Raw genomic sequence first — 18,814 nt, forward strand, 5'->3', positions numbered from 1 at the left:
TGAATGGGCCGATCCTTGCGTCTCATTCGATATCCGCGCAATCTCCGACGTGTTGAAGCTCAAACTCGCCCACCGGTTCCAAACTTTTTTTTCCCGTCGCCCTCCTGTCTGGGCAGGCGGTTTCGCCCGCCGCATCTCGGCGGCGGCTGCACTTGTTGGCGGCGTCTGTGTCATGGTGTCCGCTGTAGCGCTCGGTGAGCATTACGCGGACGATGCGATCCGCTTCCGCGAAAACCTGATCGCCAGCGACATGGTCGATTCGGTTGAGCGCATTCTGCGTCATGTGCTGTCGAGCCAGCGCGAGCCTCTCGACAGTCTGCCGGGCCAGCCTTGTGAAACCGTGGCAAAGCGGCTCGCCGGATTCAAGACTTTCATCCGCTATGTGCGCGGCGTCAACCTCGTTGCGAACGGACGCCTGTATTGCTCCTCCGCGTTGGGGCCTATGGACGTTTCGTTGTCGGCTTACCTCTTAACCGATCAACGCCAGCACGGCATCAGCCTGATCCGTGGGACTCCTTACCAACCTGCCACCCCGGTACTGCCAGTCTTCCGCTCGACTGGACACGGTATTGGTCTGCTGTACATCATCGAAGCTCCGTACGTCGCCGATATTCTAGAGCACGGCCTGCGCTACGGCGCAGGCAAAGTCATGCTATCTGTCACCGGGTCCGGCTCGATTGACGAACACGGCGTATTTTTCGCCGCCGATGAGGCGACATCGCGATCGGGCACGCGGGTGGCATCCGCCGGATACCCGCTTGCCATAACGGTGACGGCGTCACCGGAATTTGTGTCACGGATGCGCTGGAAGTACGGCGCGATCTGCTGCGGGACCGGGCTGCTGCTGGATCTCCTGATCGGAGCGGCTTACCTGCTCGCCTTCGCGCCGCGGCGATTGTTGCTCTCTGCCGTCCGGCAAGGCATCAGGACCGGTCAGCTCCATATGGCTTATCAACCGGTCGTCGACATCGCGACCCGCCGCATCGTGGGTGCCGAAGCCCTGATCCGCTGGAACCACCCACGCTGGGGGCAGATTAGTCCTGCGGTCTTCATGGCGGAGGTTGAATCGAGCAACCTTCTCGGCGACGTCACCCGGTTTGTGCTGCAATGTGCCGCAGCCGATATCCGCAGGGCGCCCAACGATGCGCCGTTCCGGATCGCTGTCAACGTAGCGCCGATGGACTTCGAGCGGAAAGGATTCGTATCGGAGGTGCTGGCGCTCACAGAAGGACTACCCAAATCAACGATTCTCGTGCTCGAAGTCACGGAGCGTTTCCTTCTGACCCGACATCCCCGTATTCGGAAAATCTTCGAGACGCTGCATGAGCATGGTGTGCGCTTCGCACTTGACGACTTCGGTACGGAACACAGCAATCTCGATCTGCTTGGGCGGTTCCCATTCGAGTTCGTAAAGATCGACAAGCAGTTCATCGAGCAGGTCGATAAGGGTGGTGCCAGTCTTATCGAAGGGATCGCCGCCGTGGCGAGACACTACGGCATGCAGGTGATCGCCGAAGGTGTCGAAACGGAAGCGCAGCACGACGCGCTACTGCGGTTGGGAATTCCATTTGGGCAGGGCTATCTCTACCGACGGCCGGTGCCCGCCGACGAATTTTTTGGTTTCTGGCCGTCAGCGGAGTTTGCCGCAGATCCGGTGAAATGATACTGGTTACCACCACATGATGCCGCGCACGGATTGAAACAGTACACCCGCCGAAAGCTACACCGGCCGTTCACCGCTTACCGTGAGCTATCGGCTGACTGCAAGGCCGCACGCAATTGATCAAGCGTATAAGGCTTGCGCAGGGTCTTCCATTTGAACGGAAGCTCCTCATCAAAGGAAAGCGCATTTCCCGAAGCGAAGATAACTTCGAGTTCTGGATGCATGCCGACCGCAAGGCGGGCGAGTTCAATGCCCGACATGTCTGGCATTTCAACGTCGGTAAGCAATACATCAACCGGCCCGGTTTCAAGCACGCGCAGAGCAGCTTCCGCATTTTCCGACCGCTGCGCGTTGATTCCTACCAGACTGAGTAGTTCGCACGTTGCATCTAATGAGGCAACATCATCCTCGACCACGAGGATGCGCAAATTTCCGCTCCGCTTAGACGATACAGCGACAGGGTGTAATTTCGCATACGGCGCGCCTGCTGCATCGTCTTCTTCAATGTCCCTACCCCCAAGCACCAGGCGTATCTTGAGTGCGAGCTGCTGGCGACTATAGGGCTTGCTCAGCAACTCCACGCCGGGATCCAGCCGACCGCCATGAACAATCGCGTTCTGCGTGTAGCCCGACGTATAAAGCACCTTCAACTGAGGCAGTAGCTGGACTGCCCTGCGCGCCATATCCGGACTGCGAAGCGGACCTGGCATGACTACGTCCGTAAATAGCAGATCGATGTGCACGCCGCTACCAACAATGGCCAGCGCCTGTTCCGCGTCGCTTGCCTTTAGCACCGCGTAGCCGAGTCCGCTCAAGAGCTCGATCACGGTCGACTGGACCTTCGGATCATCCTCCACAACCAGAATAGTTTCGGTCCCGTGCCTCACCGTGATGACATTGCTGGCTTTTTCCGCACTCACCGCATCGGTTGAGCGGGGCAGATAAATCCTGACAGTCGTTCCGTGGCCGATTTCGCTATAAAGCCGGATATGGCCGCCGCTCTGTTTGACAAAACCGTAAGCCATGCTCAGGCCCAGCCCTGTGCCTTGTCCTTTGCGTTTCGTGGTGAAAAAGGGATCGAACGCCCGTTCCATCACTTCAGGGCTCATGCCCGTGCCGGTATCCGTGACAGCCAGCATCACGTACTGTCCGGCCGAAACGTCAGGCACCGTCGCAACGTATCCGTCATCAAGCGTGGCGTTGGCGAGTTCGAGGGTAAGCTTGCCGCCGTTAGGCATTGCATCGCGCGCGTTGATAGCCAGATTCAGGATCACGTTTTCCAACTGATGCGGATCCACGCTGGTGTTCCACAGTCCACCGGCAACCGCGGACTCGATTTCAATTGTCTCGCCGAGCGCGCGACGCAGCATGTCGTCTAGTGCACGCAGGTGACGCGCCGGGTTGATCACCACGGGAGTCAAGGGTTGCTGGCGTCCAAAAGCGAGCAGTTGGGACGCGAGCGTCGCGCCGCGGTCGACGGCGTCAATGGCATTACCCAGACGCTCGCGGCTCCAGCTGTCCCGGCCGTGCCGGTTTTCCAGCAATTCCAGGTTACCTCTCAGGACCTGCAGGACGTTGTTGAAATCGTGCGCCACGCCACCGGTGAGCTTGCCCAGTGCCTCCATTTTTTGTGACTGGAACAGAGCTGTCCGCGTCTGCTCAAGCAACTCACCTGCGCGCCGCCGCTCGGTAATGTCCCGTGTGACCTTTGCGAACCCCACCAGCTCGCCGTCTTCCCGAATGGCGTCGATGATCACGTGCGCCCAGAATCGGCTGCCGTCCCGTCGAACGCGCCAGCCCTCGGCTTCCCAGCGTCCATCTCGCTTTGCAATTTCAAGGCCGCGGGTCGGAATGCCAGCCGCCGCATCTTCAGCGGTGTAAAAGCGCGAAAAATGTGAGCCGATGATCTCGCTGTCGGTATATCCCTTGATGCGTCGTGCCCCCGCGTTCCAGTTCGTAACATATCCCTCGGGAGACAACATGAAGATGGCGTAGTCCGTAACGCCCTGGACCAGAAGCCGAAAGCGTCGCTCGCTTTCGAGCACCGCGTCGTGAGCCTTCTTCTTGTCGCTAACGTCACGAACCACCTTGCCAAAACCGACAAGCTGGGCATTGCTGTCCCGCAATGCAGTCATCACGACATTCGCCCAGAATAACGTGCCGTCTTTTCGAACCCGCCAGCCCTCCGCGACATGGACACCGGTTTCTGCGGCAGCCGAAAGTGCGGCTTCGGGCGCGCCGCGGGCCCGGTCGGCCTCCGGATAGAAAACGGAAAACGGCTGTCCTATTATTTCTTCCGGCCGGTAGCCCTGGACGGCCTCGCCGCCAAGGTTCCAGGTCTGGACAATGCCCTCAGGCGAGAGCGCAAAGATCGAATAATCCCGGGTGGATTCGGCCCATAGCCGAAGCCAGATGGAAGCGAAGTCATCGGGTTGCGGATTAATGGCAGTCATCTGTGCTTTTTTGCGTTTTCCTGCAGGACAGCGAAAGGAGGTGTGTGCTCACTGGAACCAACAGCAATAGCAATTGCTGCGCCCGGATCGGCTCAAGCTGCGTGACCTGCCGACACCACGATCCCGGATTGACAAAAGTATCGCGCACTATGGCTTTCTACGTCGGCCGGTCGCTCCTGAAAACGTGGCGGGTCGCGTAGCCACGAGCCTTGGGTGCCTGAAGATCAACCCGACCTTAAGGGGCGCACCCATGACTTTGAAAATATTATGGTCTTGCGGAGAGCAATGCCCGCGAATGCCGCCTCCACGCCCGTTTTCGGTCGCCCGGCTGGCCGGTGCGCGATCCGTGCTGAACGGGCTGCGAGCACTGTCATTGACGTTGCGGGTGATCAAGGAAAAAGCGCAGCATTTCGGCACTCGCGTTCGGACCGGTGGGGGGTGTAACTGCCTCGTGCATTGCCACCTGCCCGCGCGTATGGCGCGCCATGAATGGTCCACAGCTCTGCATCGATATGCGTTCGATTCTTCTGTATTTGCTCGGGGTGCCGATTCCCATCATCATTCTGATCGCCCTGTTCTGGCATTAGCCGCGACCGCCCCGCCGTTTGCTGGTTGATATTCGGCTGATGCGGTTTATCGATCCATGTTTGGGCCCGGCTCTTGCGCATGCTTTAGCGTGTGGTCGCCGTCGCAATGGCTTCGACCCAGCCAACGGACCGAAATCCGGGATTCATCAACTGAGATTTTTTCTCTTATGCAGTTGCCACCGCACTTACCTGTGGAGCAGACAATGGACACGACGGGCGAAGAGGGAGCGTTGCCGGAGATTGCAGGCGATGTTCAGCAAGCCGCTGGGAACCTGCCAGGCGATCCCGGCACCCACATAAGTGGCACGGCCAAAGAGTTGAGTCGCAACTCTCAACAACTCTGTGCTGACTGCACCGAACTTATACGCGCGTCAGTCGTGGAGCGGCCTTTTTCGGCGCTTGCGATTGCTGCCGGCGTGGGCTTCATCCTCGGAGCGTTGCACGCCGCGAGCCGGCGACAGCCCGATTAGGGGCGCGCCGACAGACAACGAGAGTGAACGCTGTTTGAATTCTGAGCACGTCGGGCACGAAGAAATTCAACGGTGTTATCAAGTCGGCCCTCGGCCGCCTCGATAACGCGCCTCCGAGGAGTTCCGTAATGTCCGTGCGCTCAAAAATCACAAAGTGGCGAAACGTCGGCAGATTCTGCGTCGAGCGAGCGACCGACTACGGCGACCTCCTGGGCGTCGAGCTCGATGAAACCAGAAAATGCCTTGTCCGTGAATTGAGCGCGCTGATAGCTTTGGCCGTCGCCGGGTTATTCACGCTTTCATTTGTGTGCATTGCGATCATCGCAACTGCATGGCGGACACCTTATTTTCTTGAGACAGTATGGGGCGTCGCAGCAATATGGCTTATCGTGACCATTATTTCCCTGCTAATTGTTCGCTTTCAGAAACCGACGCGCCCGCTTCATGTTTTACAGCGGGAGATACGGAGCGACCTCGACACCTTGAAGGAGGCGCTCAAATGAACCGCGCGCTTACGCATGAAGAAGCCGAGACTGCCATTCTGTCGCGCATGGCAGCGTCGCGCATGGCCTTGCTCGAGACCAATAGCACACCTCCGATAAATCCTGCAGCCAAGGGACAACCGCGACTGGCCGCCGCGAGTTTTCTCTCCGCGCTGGCTGACGCCCCACGGGTAACGTTGGTGCTGGCGCTCTGTGTCAGCGCTATTGTTCTGGGTCCTGCGCGGACGGTCGGGATAGCCGGCCGCTCGGGTACGACCGCGTTGCTAGGCGGCAGCGTGCGAAAACTGGTCCACACGGCTTTGTCGGCAAGCCGAAACTGATGGCAGTTCTCCGCACCGCTTAACGTTCGACGGACCTCCCTGCTGCCTGGCCGTCCGGCACATCAATCATGGGATGGGCTGGTTTTGCCGACCCTGTTCACTTGAAGCCATTAAACGCGATAGCGCCACCTACTGCATCCGGCCTGGCAGTTACACTGACGAAAACCGACCCACGGAACACCCACGCACCGGCGCTCGCTACTCTGACGCGGTCTCTGAATCCCGTGCTGCTGGCGGCCCATCCGCGCCTAGTTGTCGCTGCGCTTTCTCCCAATACTCTTCGGCCCGCCCCTCTGGGCTGCCATCTGCCTCCCACAGGTAAAACGCGAGCGTACGAATTTGTTCTTCGGTCACAGGCATATCCATTTCAATCTCCAGAATCCACCTATCTGGGTGTTACGCGTGTTCGCGACAGGAGTGCTAGCACCCATCGTGACACTCCACCCCGGACTGTCGCAAGAAAATGTCACCGTGGTCAGGGCCGACAAGCTCCACCCTTCACAGCTGTCATCTTCGGCCCCTCGCCGCCCTACGTTCAGGCAGCTTCTTTACCAAGCGCTTCTGCCGCCACCTTCTCTTCAGCGAGCAGCGAGAGCTTCTCGTCGGTCGCCTTTTCTTCCTTCAGCGTCTCTCCCAGGAGCTTGACTGCAGCCGCCTCGTCTAGCCGCCTGGCCAGCGCTATCAGCGAGCCGTACGCTGCAATTTCGTAGTGCTCTACTTTCTGCGCCGCCGCGATGAGTGCCGTATCGAGCACCGGGCCTTTTTCGATTTCGTCAATCTGCTCCTGGCCTTCTTCGACCAGCCCCTCCATGGCGACGCATTTGACGCGTTTCAGTTTGATACCACAGGCTTCCACCACGTGGTCAATTCTTTCAATCTGGCCTTGCGTTTCTTCCAGGTGCGTCTCAAAAGCCGAACGAAGGTCCGGGCTGGTCGCTGCCCGCGCCATCTTGGGAAGCGACTTGGTCATCTGCTTTTCAGCACTGTAAATGTCGGATAGCGAATGAATAAATAAATCCTTCAGCGTTTTCGTAGCCGTTCCCGTTTCTGCGCTATCGCGCCGGAAATGGAAGGCGCAAACGCATGCGTGTGTCAAGAAAGACGCTTTGCTCAAGTGAATGACACTTCGCTTAGCTCAGGAACGCTGCATGCGCATTCACGGACATAGCGCTTTCCCCACCGTGTAGCGCGAAGCTGCACATTCGCCAGAGCAACCCCGCTCTGAGACCCGGACGCCCAGCAGGGTGCGGCATTCATGATTGCAGTTTGCCGCTGTCCGGGCTTACCAACCCGCCAGAGAACCGGTCACGTCGTGGTGACGGCAGTTCTGCCGCCAACCACCGGACCGTTGGCATCCCATGGAGAAGTCACATGTTCGTGCACAACAAACGGCTGCAATACACGGTCCGCGTCGCGGCGCCGAATCCCGGCCTTGCCAACCTGCTGCTTGAGCAATTCGGTGGCCCGCAGGGCGAACTCGCCGCAGCGTGTAGATACTTCACGCAGGCGGTGGGAGAGGACGATCCTGGCCGCAAGGATTTGCTGTTTGACATTGCCACCGAGGAGTTAAGCCACCTCGAAATCATCGGGTCTATTGTAGCGATGCTCAACAAAGGCGCGAAAGGACAGCTCGCCGAAGCGGTCGAATCGGAAGCGGAGCTCTACCGTTCCTTGACGGGCGGCGGAAACGATTCGCACACCACCGCCTTGCTGTATGGCGGAGGACCTGCCCTGACCAACTCAGCCGGCGTTCCATGGAGCGCAGCGTACATAGATACCATCGGCGAGCCGACGGCCGATCTGCGCTCGAATATCGCTGCCGAGGCCCGGGCCAAGATTGTCTACGAGCGACTGATGAACGTGACCGACGACCCTGGCATTTCGGACGCTCTCGGCTTCCTGATGACCCGGGAGATTGCACACCAGAAGTCTTTCGAAAAAGCGCTGCATTCGATTCAGCCGAACTTTCCACAAGGGAAACGTCCCGGAGTACCTGAATTTACAAATGTCTACTACAACATGTCGAACGGCGACGATGCGCCACGAGGTCCATGGAATGAAGGGCCCGGATGGGAGTTTGTGGAGTCGCCCGAACCAGCCGTCGATGGCGGCGATGGACTGGCCTCGGTGGACGTGTCGCGCGGTGACGCAAAGGTTCTCAAGGCGATGGCTGAGCGGACAGCCTCAGACACGAGTCTGGACCCAACTACAGGAGCGGACCTTGGGGCGGGACAGTATGCGTCCGAGCCCGAGAAGTGAGAGCGGAGGCCGGTGGCGATACAAGTCGCTCTCGCCTATGAAGGTCCAAAAAAGGGGCTACACTTCTTGAGTGCGTTCGGCTGCTCCCCTGGCCAACGTACGAGTTTGGCGCCCGCTGCTCGAATGCGCGGGCTTTTTTTCGGTTGGGTGACACTGCAGATTGCATTGCATTCGCTATGGATGCATCCCCACCGGCTGCCTGCAATCAATAAAGGAGACCATTTAACTGTTCCGGTGGCCCAATTACATCCCCAGCAGGTAAAGTCGAACTGGTTTCGTTGAACGAGCACGTGGCAAAGGGCGAGGAAAATTCTTACCGCGCTGACGGGGTTCCAGGCACGCATTCACGTCACGCTACCCTACGCCTGTTGGCGCTCAATGCTGACATGCCATTCCGCCTACGTGCTTCGGATTTTCGTGCAGACTCAGGTTTCGATGTCCCTCCGGATATTTTTTCCGGCAAACGGCCAGAGCGTATGAACTCATCGAGCACGCCGGCCGCAAGCGCATTCCCCCGCAGCTTCAGCCTCTCGAGAAGCGCACTCGCAAATATCTGAAGGTCTTCGCGTCCGTACGAAGCCTCAAAACCTTGAATCGTCTCCTGGACAGCCGCGAGCAAGCTTTCTTCGTATATTGTGCTTGCGACGTGGGAGGCACCTCGCGCCAACTCGACTTCGTACTTGGTGAGGCGTAGCGCCTCGCCGGATGCCCGCTTTTCGTTACTCGCCATCAACTTGGTTTCCCCGGTTTTTGCCATCGACGCTCGACGTCTCGAAATGCTCGCCCGCTGCGGCATGTAACGCTGGCTGCAACGTGAAGATTTAAATCACCTGCGAGCCGAACCTCCTGGCTCGCCGCACCCAAGCGAATCAACGCGCGTGAGGCCAGGCCGCTGAGCGTAGACATTCGACACGCCCGGTGCGCAGGTTAGTCCGCCTTTCTCAGTCTTGCCGGCAGCGTTTTTCTATTTCGATTCATTTTTCTGCGCGCATAAGCAATTTTATGTAATTCATACCGAAACTCGATATGGAGTTAAGACATAAGCCGCTTATTACCGACCCTATTGCGCCTATTCGCAACGAAATATAACTGATTCTTTTAAGCCCATCGAGGACGAGTTAGCAGCTTTGGTGGCCAGAGCGGATGATCGTCTTTTTAACGTCAAAATCCCGGCAGCCGCCGATTATCCCCGTCGTCGCAGGGCCGGCGTTTGTAAATGACGGAATGCGTCGGCCCTGCTCTTGCGTATCTTAAAGCTGCGGGTTCTGCGTCATCGAATTGCATGACACGTCTGGGACGTGAATGCTGCTGGCTCGGCGGTTGCTGCGCTAATGATGCCATTACCCTTGACGGAGTTCGTAATGAAAGCGGTGGTATTCAATGCAATCGGCGACGTCTCGTTCCGGCGGCATTGGCGTGGATCGCGCGCGAGCCGTTGATGAACGTACTTGAGGCCTACAAGGCTTTCGACGCACGCCAACCTTTGCCCCACTCAACGCAGTGACGCACTGCCTCTGGCCGGCCAGCGCGTTCACCCAGCAGCACCCCAGCGCACGCTACAGCGGTGTGGGAGCCGCGATCCACTGGGGCTGCAGCGTGTTCTGGGGTGTGCTCTTCCAGGCACCCCGTGGCAAACATGCCGGCATATCTCGTGCGGTGGGCGCCGCGGCGGCGACTACGGCGATTGCGTACGTGGTCGACCTGACGTGGAAAATGGGACAAACGCATGTCAACCGATGGACCGACGACCTGCTCCACCGGATTCAGAAAGGGCAGATAGATCCGTCGTTCGTCATTACACACACGGTGCCACTAAATGAGGGCCCGGGCATGTACAAGACATTTCGCGACAAGGAAGACGGCTGCATCAAGGTCGTGCTGAAACCTTGACCCGGCCGGTCGGCCAACGCAACCGCCATCTGGCGTATTTGAATGACAGATTCTGTGCCCCATTAGCCCGGCTGCGCAATGTGCTGTTAATGAGCGTGCAGTCGATCCCGGCTGCGCGTAGCTTGTCGGCCTGATCTTTCATTAGCGCGATCAGTGGCGACACCACAAGGGTCGTGCCTTCCAGATGCAATGCCGGTAGCTGGTAACACAGCGATTTTCCCGCACCGGTCGGCATGGTGGCGAGCGTATCGTGACGCTGCAAGACGCTACGGATGATGTCTTCCTGGCCGGCGCGTAGCCGGTCGATACCGAACATGTCGCGCATGGTCTTGCGCATGCTGCGAAGGCGTTGTTCCAGTGTCATGATGCGACGCGATCAGTTTGGTAACGGCAAATATTCACACCCGGGTTTTCTCGTGGGACGGGTGGCCCAGAACCGGCCGCGACGCTGACGCATTCGATATCGAGCCTCCGTTACGTCTTGTCACCGACCGACCCGCTGCCGACCGCATCGAGCTTTTCCTGGAGGGCCTCTTTGCGGCTGGCGATCTTCCCGCCGAGGCTTTTCAGATCGCATTTCGTGCGACGCAGCGCGGGGAACAACTCTTCCTCTTCTTCTTCGACATGGTGCTGGACCAACTCCGACATCACCTTGAACGTCGCATCGAATCCTTTCTCACCAGCCTTGAGGATTTCAAATTTTCCGATCAACGTCTTAACGAGGAAATGCTCGATGTACGCCTCTTCGACATCGGGCTTCTCATCATCCGGCAGCGCCTGCTGCGCCGCTGGATATAAAAGCTCCTCTTCGAGAATGGTATGAATGGTCAACATTTCACACGCGCGCTGTGCCAGCGTGGCCTTCGCTTCAAGATTCCCGTCTCCAGCTTTTTTGAATGCGTCGAAAAGCTTCTCCACCGCGCGGTGATCAGACTCCAGCAGCGTCAACGCGTCGACGGCAGTGGCGCCCTGGTCAGTCGTTTTCGTCGTCGATTCAGCTTGTACCATGGCTATTCTCCCTTTCATCAAGTTAATCCCGGTCACCAATCGAGTCGCGGTGAGCCGGGCGCTCTGACTGTCGATTCGCAAGGACCGTGCCCTTGCGTTCCAGGGCGCACTGGCATCCGTATAGTCCGGTTTGACCGCTTCGACGTGTTGCCCGTCAGCATTCCAGCTTCTAACGAGGCACGGCTTATCGCACGCCTCGTTTCCGTTTTGATGTTGTGTGAAACAGCTTCTTTGGATGTTCCTCGTTTCAGCGGCATGATTCCCGCCAATGGGTTTTTTGCACATGCGGAGGTCGTAACGCTCGCATCAAGCGCGCCCCTGACGTGTCGAATTACGGCGTTGCGATGCGAAAGCTTTTTGGCCAAACCGCCGCTTGGCACTTGTGACCGTCCGCCAGCTCAACTCCGCCATCACGCGCCACGCGTCAGATGATCGGTGCGCCGCCAGTAACCGCGATCGTCGCGCCCGAGATATAGCTAGCCTCGTCCGATGCGAGCATGACATACGCCGCGGCGAGTTCGGCGGGCTGTCCAGGGCGCTTCATTCGCACCTGCTCGCCAAATTTCTCGACTTTCTCCGGTGGCATCGTCGACGGGATCAGAGGCGTCCAGATGGGCCCAGGCGCCACGCAGTTTGCGCGGATGCCTTTCTCTGCGAGCAGTTGAGCCAAGCCGCCGGTGAAGTTCTGGATTGCACCTTTGGTTGTCGCGTAAGCGATCAGCCCGGGGTTTGGGTGGTCGGCATTGATCGAAGAGGTGTTTATGATCGAAGCGCCGGGCTGCATATGCTTGACCGCTGCCCGGGTAATTCTGAACATGGCACCTATGTTCGTGTCGAACGTCTTGTCCCATTCTTCGTCCGTGATCGCTTCGAGCGACGGGTAGCTCATTTGATAGGCGGCGTTATTGACCAGCACATCGAGCCGCCCGAATTCGTCAATGGCGCGCACAACAATGTCCCGGCAGTGTTCGGGGCTCCTGATATCGCCGCGCAGCAAGACGGCCTTGCAACCGGCCTCCTCCACCCATCGCGCGGTCTCGCGGGCGTCTTCGTCCTCGTCGAGATAAGCAATCAGCACATCAGCGCCTTCGCGCGCGAACGCTATAGCGACCGCGCGGCCAATGCCGCTATCGCCACCTGTCACGATCGCAGCCTTGCCGGCGAGACGCCCATTTCCCTTGTAGGTGAGCTCGCCGTGGTCTGGCTTTGGGTTCAACTCGGCGGTTTGCCCGGGTGTCTGCGTTTGCTGCTGTTGAGGGAACGGCGGCGTGGGGCGTTGTGATTCGGCCATGGCATTCTCCAGAGTGCGGATTGGCATGCGCCCTTCCAGTGCATGCAATTTCGTTGATCGCAGCTATATGGTCAGCAACCATTGGACCTGACCAACGACGTTTGCCCGACTGAATTCCTGTAATCGTGGCAGTTGGCCGACATCGGCAATTGCGGCCCACTTAGCGCAAGGTATCTCAGTCCTCGATACGGCACTCACATCCTGCGGAGCAGAAGGCTTTACGACTTTGCCAATCCGCATCTGGCGCGCTTTCCCACTTAAGCAACGCGCGAGCCCTTGATTGGCGCCACCTCTGCATCTGCCCCTGTATGCCCCGGGGCGATGAAAGGCCCGCGTTCAAATCCGCGTAGCCTCGCCGTCGGGGAAATTTTCAGTTGGGTCTATACCCGTACCCGAACCGGCCGCGTAGCAGCGCACACTACTGTTTCTTTAGAGGCACGCGCCAAGACGCCGGCTCTCCGGGAACTGGCGGCCTTTCACATCATTTGGCAAAGCGACTTAGAGTCAGCGTTCAGGGACGTTGACGGTCATGATTTCGTATCCAGGGTCAGCGTACATGTTTGCCGCTTTCTCGGCTTCTTCATTGGACGGAAAGCGCTTGGCTTCCTTGACCTCAGGCGCAAGGCCAATGTCGCCGTCCTCGGCGCTGCAGAGAAATTTTTCGCCGGTTTTCACAACGTAAACGGTAGTCATGCCAGCCTCCAATGCCCTTCATGGAGCTTCCAGTCTAGCAGTGTGGACAGGCTGCAGGGGTTCGTTAAGCTTCGATCGCCCTAATCGCAAGGACTGCCTGGGGTACGGATCCGGTCCCGTACCGCAACCCGCTCTCACAGCGCCTTCGTCTGATATAAAATTCGCAATTCAAACAAGATCCGGAGTTGCCGAAGGGTTTCATGCTGTTCCTCCCGATTAGCTGGTTGTTGGCGGCCCGGTGTGACGACAACAATTCATTAAGTTTTAAATGTAGGGCGACGCTATCCTTATTCTGGCTTTGTTGAATCAGGAAGACCATTAGAAACGTAACGATGGTAGTCCCGGTGTTGATGACCAGTTGCCAGCCATCCGAATAATGGAATAGCGGACCGGTTGCGGCCCACGCAATCACCGTGATAACGGCAATGCCGAACGCGAGTGGAGAGCCCGCCAGACGTGTGACGTGGCTGGCAAAGGAATCGAACGCGCGGTCTTGTTTCCCGTCTGGTGGCTTGGGCACCCCGGCTATCCTTCTTGGTCGCTCACCATGGGCACACTCGTTGCGGTGCGCAGTCAGTCACTCATCTTGTGAAGGTCAATGTCCTGGGAGACAAGAATCATGAAAGCAGCAAAGAAATCGGTAGCTTGCCTTGCAATAGTTCTGGCGTTCGCCGGTTCTGCATTCGGTGCCGGCGGTGCAGGAGGCAGCAGCAGTAGCGGCGGCGGAGGTGCGGGCGGCAACGGCGGCGGAGCCGCACCAGGTGGTAATAGCGGAGGTGAGGGAGGAGGCATGAGCGCCCCGAATGCGAACGGGTCGACCGGCTCGACGTCTACATCGACCGGTGCGAATACGATGAAGCCGAAAACCAGTACCCACCATGCCCGAAAAGCCAAGAGCGCATCAGGTGGAGCGGCCTCATCGGCGCAGTGATCAAACGCGGCATGGATGCAATTGGTTTCCAGCATACCTGTTAGTGGAGCTTATCAGCGAACTCCTCATGTAAAGCTCGATAGGCGGACCGGAAAACTGTCCTTGAAATCAGGTATGCGGTGGCTCTGCTTTTTTGCGCCGCACGGAATTTTTTTTGTCTGAGCCAGCCTTGTCCGAGGTCTTCGTGGTCGAACTCCTGGTCGGCGAGGCAGCGCGCGTTTTAGCTTCAGCTGCCGCCGCTTTGCGAGGGGTGCTGGCGGGGTTCGTGTGCGCGGATTGTGCTGCGGCAGCGCCGTTGTGACCTACGTCATTCGGTGCCGCGTTTTCTCTTTTCTGCGCCGGAGTTAAGGGCGCATTATTAACGCTTACTTTCGCCAGGAGGGCGCCTGCCGCTGTTGCCTCATCAATGAGCGCTGTGACCAACTTCTCGCTATCAAGCATCTGTTCGGCGCGCGACCAGAACTCATCATCTCGTCCGCCGGGTCGACCTTCCGATTCCCAAAGATAGTAAGCGCGAATTCGAAGTTGTTCGTCGCATGAGGATGGCTGCATCTGCTCCTTGATGACAATGAATGGTCGTCCAGATTCACGGTTATCGTACCAGGCCTCAGCGCAAGATGGCGAAATTTGGCAACCGCATCGGCCGCGGTTTGCAGCTACTAATGCGTGCGAGGTGGCAGCCAGGACGACAGCGCGGCTCGTGCCTGCTCCAGTGCGTCGAGTGCCGCTCTCGCATCCTTTATCCACTGTTTCAATGGCCGAATATCGAAGCAGACAGCCAGCCTGGCCAACGCGAAAGTCGGCTTAGCGTGGCTTCCGGTGCCGACCCTTCTCGGTCGCTGAACTCGCAAAGGATGAGTGGCAGCTTCCAATGCGCTGCCGACGCCGCTCTCAAGTGACCGGCGGACTACCGCGGCTTGTAGAGCGCTGTCGAATTTCGGCAAGCACCCGCCTGCATCACTCTCGACGGGACGCGCCAAGTTTGACCCGCGCTTTGGACATGTTATGGTTTAAGTATTTAATACGTCTAAAACCAACATGTGCTATACGTAGGTAGAAACACCGGCTATTCCGAATCGCTAGCTGCCGGAATGCACGCCCCTGTATGGTCCAAAGGCACCTTTTGCGCCCGGTGGACCGCTCAGCCGCGCGAAAATTTGCTCAAAACACACGATCTATGACGAAGGCATCGCCCCGTCGCGTACCAACCGCACCACTGGTTCAATATCGGCCGCTACAAGGCGCCCAGCTCGCGATCGCCACTATCGTGGTGGCCCTCGCGACCTTCATGACGGTTCTGGACACGTCGATTGCGAACGTGGCGGTACCCAACCTGTCGGGCAACCTGGGGGTCTCCGTCGACCAAGGAACGTGGGTCATCACGATCTTCGCGGCTGCCAACGCCATTTCCATTCCTCTGACGGGATGGCTGACGCAGCAGATCGGCCAGATCCGGCTGTTCGTCGGATCGATACTCATGTTCGTGTTCGCCTCGTGGCTATGCGGCATTGCTCCAAGCCTGCCGTTCCTGCTGGCCGCGCGGATTTTGCAGGGTGTCGTGGCGGGTCCGCTCATTCCGTTGTCGCAGGCCGTTCTGCTCAGTTCCTATCCGAAGGCCCGCGCCAATATGGCGCTGGCGCTGTGGGCGATGACTGCCACGGTGGGCCCGATCGCGGGACCGCTGCTCGGCGGCTGGATCACTGACAACTACAGCTGGTCGTGGATCTTTTACGTCAACATTCCGGTCGGCTTCATCGCCGCCGGCGCGATCTGGGTCATTTACCGCAAGCGCGAAACGCCGACGAAGAAACTGCCGATCGACGGTGTCGGTCTCGCGTTGCTCATCCTGTGGGTCGGATCGCTTCAGGTGATGCTCGACAAGGGGCGCGATCTTGACTGGTTCGCGTCTCCCGTGATTGTCGCCTTGGCGCTGACCGCCCTTGTCAGCTTCGCGTTCTTCCTCGTGTGGGAGCTGACCGAGGAGCATCCGGTCGTCGACCTGAGACTGTTCGCGTTGCGTAACTTCAGCGGCGGCACGATTGCGATCTCCGTCTCCTACGCGCTTTACTTCGGCAACCTCGTGCTGCTGCCGCAGTGGATGCAGGAATATCTTGGCTACCGGGCTTATGACGCGGGTCTCGTCACTGCGCCCGTCGGCATTTTTACGGTCCTGCTTTCGCCGTTTATGGGGCGCCTCCTTAAGTCGGTGGACGCCCGAGTGTTGGTTTCGATTGCCTTCGTGGGCCTGTCCGGTGTGTTCTTCATGCGCACGCAGTATCTTAGTTCAGTGGACGCCTGGCATCTGGTTCTACCCACCTTGCTGCAGGGCATCCCGACGGTGTTGTGGTTCGTTCCGCTCGTGTCCATCATCCTGTCCGGGTTACCGCCCGAGCGCATTCCGGCGGCGGCCGGGCTGTCCAATTTTGCGCGTATTTTCTGCGGCGCTGCCGGCACGTCGATCGCGGGCACGGTCTGGGCTCACCGGACCGCCGTGCATCACGTCCGACTCATGGAGCAAGCGAGCGTCGATAACCCGATTTTCATTGAAACGATTGCGTCATTTCAATCGAAGCTACATCTGGATTTACAGTCCGCTCTCGCACTGTTTGAATCCATGGTCACGAGTCAGGCTGCGGTCATGGGACTGGACGATTTCTTCTACGCGTCCACGTTCATCTTCATTCTCATCATCCCGCTTATCTGGCTCACCCGCCCGACGAAGGGCGGGGACTCGGCAGAAGCATCCGGAGCTCACTAAGTCTGGCGGGATTCAGAAGAATTCAACACGGGACGAGGCGCTCAAAGTGAACCGTAAATAAGCGGCTCCAACAGTCCTTTGACGCGCTTCTGCGACGTTGCCGTGATCGCGGAAACGTTGGAGAATACCGACGTCTATACGCCCACCACGTCGCGCCCCGCCGCGCTGGTGATCGTCGATATTCTTTCCACCAGCGTCGCACTGCGCAAAGGCGAGCAACACTCGCTGGATGTGCTCGATATGAAGAAGCGGCTGACCGATATGCGGACCTCAGGGGTCATCGAGCGGCCGCAAAGCGCGCTAAACAGATCAGCCCGGAGGCCATCCCATGCAGCAAGCCATTCGCCATCTGCACGTCAGGGCGCCCGCACAAGGACTCGTTGACTTCACTGCCCTAGTCCGTGAGTTCGTCAACGAGCAGTCTATCCAGACCGGGATCCTGACGCTGTTTTGCCGCCATACGTCCGCGTCGCTGATCATTCAGGAGAATGCGGATCCGTCTGTTCGACGCGACCTCGAAACGTATTTCGACACCATTGCTCCCGAAGACCCCGAGCGCTACGAGCACGATACGGAAGGCCCGGACGATATGCCGGCGCATCTGCGTACCGTGCTTACGCAAGTGCAGTTGTGCGTGCCTGTCGAACACGGTCGCATGACGCTTGGCACATGGCAAGGGATCTATCTGTTCGAGCACCGGCGCCTGCCGCAAACGCGCGACATCGTCGCGCATATCATTGGGGATAACGAGTAGGCACGACGCCCGCCGTCAACTTCAGTTCAGATACGGCACGATGCCCGCGAACACCGCATTCGGATCGCGCTTCGTGTTCGCGACCACACACTCCACCACCGCCTTCAGCGAACGATGCCCTTGCGCCAGATGACGTTGCATCGATTCGAACGCCACGCCCTGCTGGGCGCCGAGCGCCGCGACAGTTTCCGCAATGTCCGCCAGCAAGGATTCGGCCACCGCGCCGCCGTCGCGGCTCTGCACACGCTCCTTCGCGTAAGCGACCGCCTTCTGGTACGCGCGATCCGAGACACCCACACCCTGCATGCCCACCGCGAAGCGTGCCGCGTCCATCATGATGAACATGTACTCGAGGCCACGATTCTCCTCGCCAATCAGATGACCGATTGCGCCGCCGATGCAAGCGATATCGATTCGACGCGCGGCATGAAATTCGAGAATTCCGGGCTGATGTACCAGGCCGCTGTTGAAGGCATCGGCATCGCGATCGCTCAGGCCGTGCTGGTCAGACAGGATCTTCGTTCCGGTGTGCCCTTGCTCTGTTTGTTATGGCGACATTACCCGGCCGCCTTTAAAGGCGGTATTTTGTATTTTTTAATTCGATCTTCGACATAAATACCCAGCCTATGAGGATTGGTCAGCAGCAACTCCCGGCAGAGAATAAAGGCTGCCGCTGGCTGCCTGCCGGCCTGGTTCAATCGCGAGCGCAATCCGCATCGAGCCGCCGATCCTTCTCGCCACTCACGTCATGAACAATGCCAGGCCCGTTTCGGAAAAGCGGGTCCCATTGCCCGCCGCTTGCTGGCCGAATCCGTACATCAGCTCCCTCGACACCCCAGCGTAAGCGGGACTGATCCACTTTACTTAGTTATTCTGATCGAATCTCGATACCGGAATGTAATTCGTCGACTCCGATGAATATCCCGCGAGATAAGTCGGATCGAAAAACCGCGACTGCTCGAACAACATGCTCCGTTGACGGCGCTAACGTGAGTGTCCCGAAGTTCGTTCCGCTTACGACGAGGATGGTCGGTTGGCCCTTGCGCATCGCATTTATCGCAGGATGCGAGCTTGCTACACTCGGTCCACGTGCTCCACCATGTGGGTAGACCTTAACTCTCCTGCATTGGTCGACTTCCGTTGGGCGATATATTTCGCAAACAATGCGGTGAACAGTGGCGCGAGTAACGAAGTGACAATCGTCGATGCAGCGATCTGAGGTGTTGCGACGGCG

At 58.5% G+C, this 18,814-nt stretch carries 18 protein-coding genes and 4 pseudogenes; 10 read left to right on the forward strand and 12 right to left on the reverse strand.

The genetic code is table 11. The features are described 5' to 3' along the window. Window positions 1-49: 49 nt before the first annotated feature. Window positions 50-1,663, forward strand: coding sequence for an EAL domain-containing protein (locus WCA85_RS11715; RefSeq protein ID WP_424063995.1), 1,614 nt, complete (start codon window positions 50-52; stop codon window positions 1,661-1,663). Window positions 1,664-1,740: 77 nt separating this feature from the next. On the opposite strand, the gene WCA85_RS11720 is transcribed toward WCA85_RS11715, so the two are convergent. Next, entirely contained in the window at window positions 1,741-4,116 is a 2,376-nt protein-coding gene (locus WCA85_RS11720; protein ID WP_424063997.1) for a PAS domain S-box protein, read from the reverse strand. A 370-nt stretch (window positions 4,117-4,486) separates the two neighbouring features. Next, window positions 4,487-4,628: pseudogene (locus WCA85_RS11725) on the reverse strand (poly(3-hydroxyalkanoate) depolymerase); the annotation flags it as partial. A gap of 278 nt (window positions 4,629-4,906) precedes the next feature. On the opposite strand from WCA85_RS11725, the gene WCA85_RS11730 reads away from it, so the two are divergent. The 3 genes from WCA85_RS11730 to WCA85_RS11740 all read left to right on the forward strand — a co-directional run bounded on the left by WCA85_RS11730 (window position 4,907) and on the right by WCA85_RS11740 (window position 5,996). After that, entirely contained in the window at window positions 4,907-5,173 is a 267-nt protein-coding gene (locus WCA85_RS11730) for a CsbD family protein (RefSeq protein WP_424063999.1), read from the forward strand. A 128-nt stretch (window positions 5,174-5,301) separates the two neighbouring features. Then, on the forward strand, window positions 5,302-5,676 hold the full coding sequence (locus WCA85_RS11735; protein ID WP_424064001.1) for a phage holin family protein: 375 nt from the start codon (window positions 5,302-5,304) through the stop codon (window positions 5,674-5,676). Beyond that, complete coding sequence (locus WCA85_RS11740) at window positions 5,673-5,996, forward strand: hypothetical protein (RefSeq protein ID WP_424064003.1); 324 nt, start codon at window positions 5,673-5,675, stop codon at window positions 5,994-5,996. The genes WCA85_RS11735 and WCA85_RS11740 overlap by 4 nt, the downstream gene beginning before the upstream one ends. Before the next feature lie 198 nt (window positions 5,997-6,194). Here WCA85_RS11740 and WCA85_RS11745 read toward each other — a convergent pair whose 3' ends face one another. Together WCA85_RS11745 and WCA85_RS11750 are read right to left on the reverse strand one after the other, a co-directional pair. Beyond that, complete coding sequence (locus tag WCA85_RS11745; RefSeq protein WP_424064004.1) at window positions 6,195-6,362, reverse strand: DUF2934 domain-containing protein; 168 nt, start codon at window positions 6,360-6,362, stop codon at window positions 6,195-6,197. 169 nt (window positions 6,363-6,531) lie between these two features. Continuing rightward, complete coding sequence (locus WCA85_RS11750; protein WP_424064025.1) at window positions 6,532-7,020, reverse strand: ferritin-like domain-containing protein; 489 nt, start codon at window positions 7,018-7,020, stop codon at window positions 6,532-6,534. A gap of 347 nt (window positions 7,021-7,367) precedes the next feature. Here WCA85_RS11750 and WCA85_RS11755 point away from each other — a divergent pair, with 347 nt between their 5' ends. Continuing rightward, window positions 7,368-8,255, forward strand: a complete 888-nt coding sequence (locus WCA85_RS11755; protein WP_424064006.1) for a manganese catalase family protein — start codon at window positions 7,368-7,370, stop codon at window positions 8,253-8,255. Window positions 8,256-9,956: 1,701 nt separating this feature from the next. Further along, window positions 9,957-10,145: pseudogene (locus WCA85_RS11760) on the forward strand (glutathione-dependent formaldehyde dehydrogenase); the annotation flags it as partial. A gap of 72 nt (window positions 10,146-10,217) precedes the next feature. Here WCA85_RS11760 and WCA85_RS11765 read toward each other — a convergent pair. The 7 genes and pseudogenes from WCA85_RS11765 to WCA85_RS11795 all read right to left on the reverse strand — a co-directional run. Further along, window positions 10,218-10,509 (reverse strand): annotated as a pseudogene (locus tag WCA85_RS11765) (DEAD/DEAH box helicase); the annotation flags it as partial. A gap of 110 nt (window positions 10,510-10,619) precedes the next feature. After that, window positions 10,620-11,153 carry a hemerythrin domain-containing protein gene (locus tag WCA85_RS11770; RefSeq protein ID WP_424064008.1) on the reverse strand — a complete coding sequence of 178 codons (534 nt, stop codon included), beginning with the start codon at window positions 11,151-11,153 and terminating at the stop codon, window positions 10,620-10,622. Between the two features lie 424 nt (window positions 11,154-11,577). Continuing rightward, entirely contained in the window at window positions 11,578-12,444 is an 867-nt protein-coding gene (locus WCA85_RS11775) for a glucose 1-dehydrogenase (protein WP_424064010.1), read from the reverse strand. A gap of 504 nt (window positions 12,445-12,948) precedes the next feature. After that, entirely contained in the window at window positions 12,949-13,137 is a 189-nt protein-coding gene (locus WCA85_RS11780; protein WP_424064012.1) for a hypothetical protein, read from the reverse strand. Between the two features lie 64 nt (window positions 13,138-13,201). After that, entirely contained in the window at window positions 13,202-13,666 is a 465-nt protein-coding gene (locus tag WCA85_RS11785; RefSeq protein WP_424064027.1) for a low affinity iron permease family protein, read from the reverse strand. A gap of 44 nt (window positions 13,667-13,710) precedes the next feature. Then, window positions 13,711-14,103, reverse strand: a complete 393-nt coding sequence (locus WCA85_RS11790; RefSeq protein WP_424064014.1) for a hypothetical protein — start codon at window positions 14,101-14,103, stop codon at window positions 13,711-13,713. Between the two features lie 73 nt (window positions 14,104-14,176). Further along, on the reverse strand, window positions 14,177-14,620 hold the full coding sequence (locus WCA85_RS11795; protein WP_424064015.1) for a DUF2934 domain-containing protein: 444 nt from the start codon (window positions 14,618-14,620) through the stop codon (window positions 14,177-14,179). 625 nt (window positions 14,621-15,245) lie between these two features. Here WCA85_RS11795 and WCA85_RS11800 point away from each other — a divergent pair. The 3 genes from WCA85_RS11800 (at window position 15,246) to WCA85_RS11810 (ending at window position 17,580) form a co-directional block, all read left to right on the forward strand. Further along, window positions 15,246-16,826, forward strand: a complete 1,581-nt coding sequence (locus WCA85_RS11800) for a DHA2 family efflux MFS transporter permease subunit (RefSeq protein WP_424064017.1) — start codon at window positions 15,246-15,248, stop codon at window positions 16,824-16,826. 78 nt (window positions 16,827-16,904) lie between these two features. Next, a complete protein-coding gene (locus WCA85_RS11805) occupies window positions 16,905-17,210 on the forward strand; it encodes a hypothetical protein (RefSeq protein ID WP_424064019.1) in 306 nt (101 codons plus the stop codon). Further along, window positions 17,155-17,580, forward strand: coding sequence for a secondary thiamine-phosphate synthase enzyme YjbQ (locus WCA85_RS11810; RefSeq protein ID WP_424064021.1), 426 nt, complete (start codon window positions 17,155-17,157; stop codon window positions 17,578-17,580). The genes WCA85_RS11805 and WCA85_RS11810 overlap by 56 nt, the downstream gene beginning before the upstream one ends. 27 nt (window positions 17,581-17,607) lie before the next feature. Here the strand turns inward: WCA85_RS11810 and WCA85_RS11815 are convergent. Continuing rightward, window positions 17,608-17,976, reverse strand: a pseudogene (locus tag WCA85_RS11815) (acyl-CoA dehydrogenase); the annotation flags it as partial. Between WCA85_RS11815 and WCA85_RS11820 the strand changes: the two are divergent. After that, window positions 17,959-18,195, forward strand: a complete 237-nt coding sequence (locus WCA85_RS11820; protein WP_424064023.1) for a hypothetical protein — start codon at window positions 17,959-17,961, stop codon at window positions 18,193-18,195. The pseudogene WCA85_RS11815 and the gene WCA85_RS11820 sit on opposite strands and share 18 nt — an antisense overlap. Window positions 18,196-18,814 lie beyond the last annotated feature (619 nt).

Origin of the sequence: Paraburkholderia sp. (assembly GCF_049581445.1) — a bacterium.
In the GTDB taxonomy this organism is placed as follows: Bacteria; Pseudomonadota; Gammaproteobacteria; order Burkholderiales; family Burkholderiaceae; genus Paraburkholderia.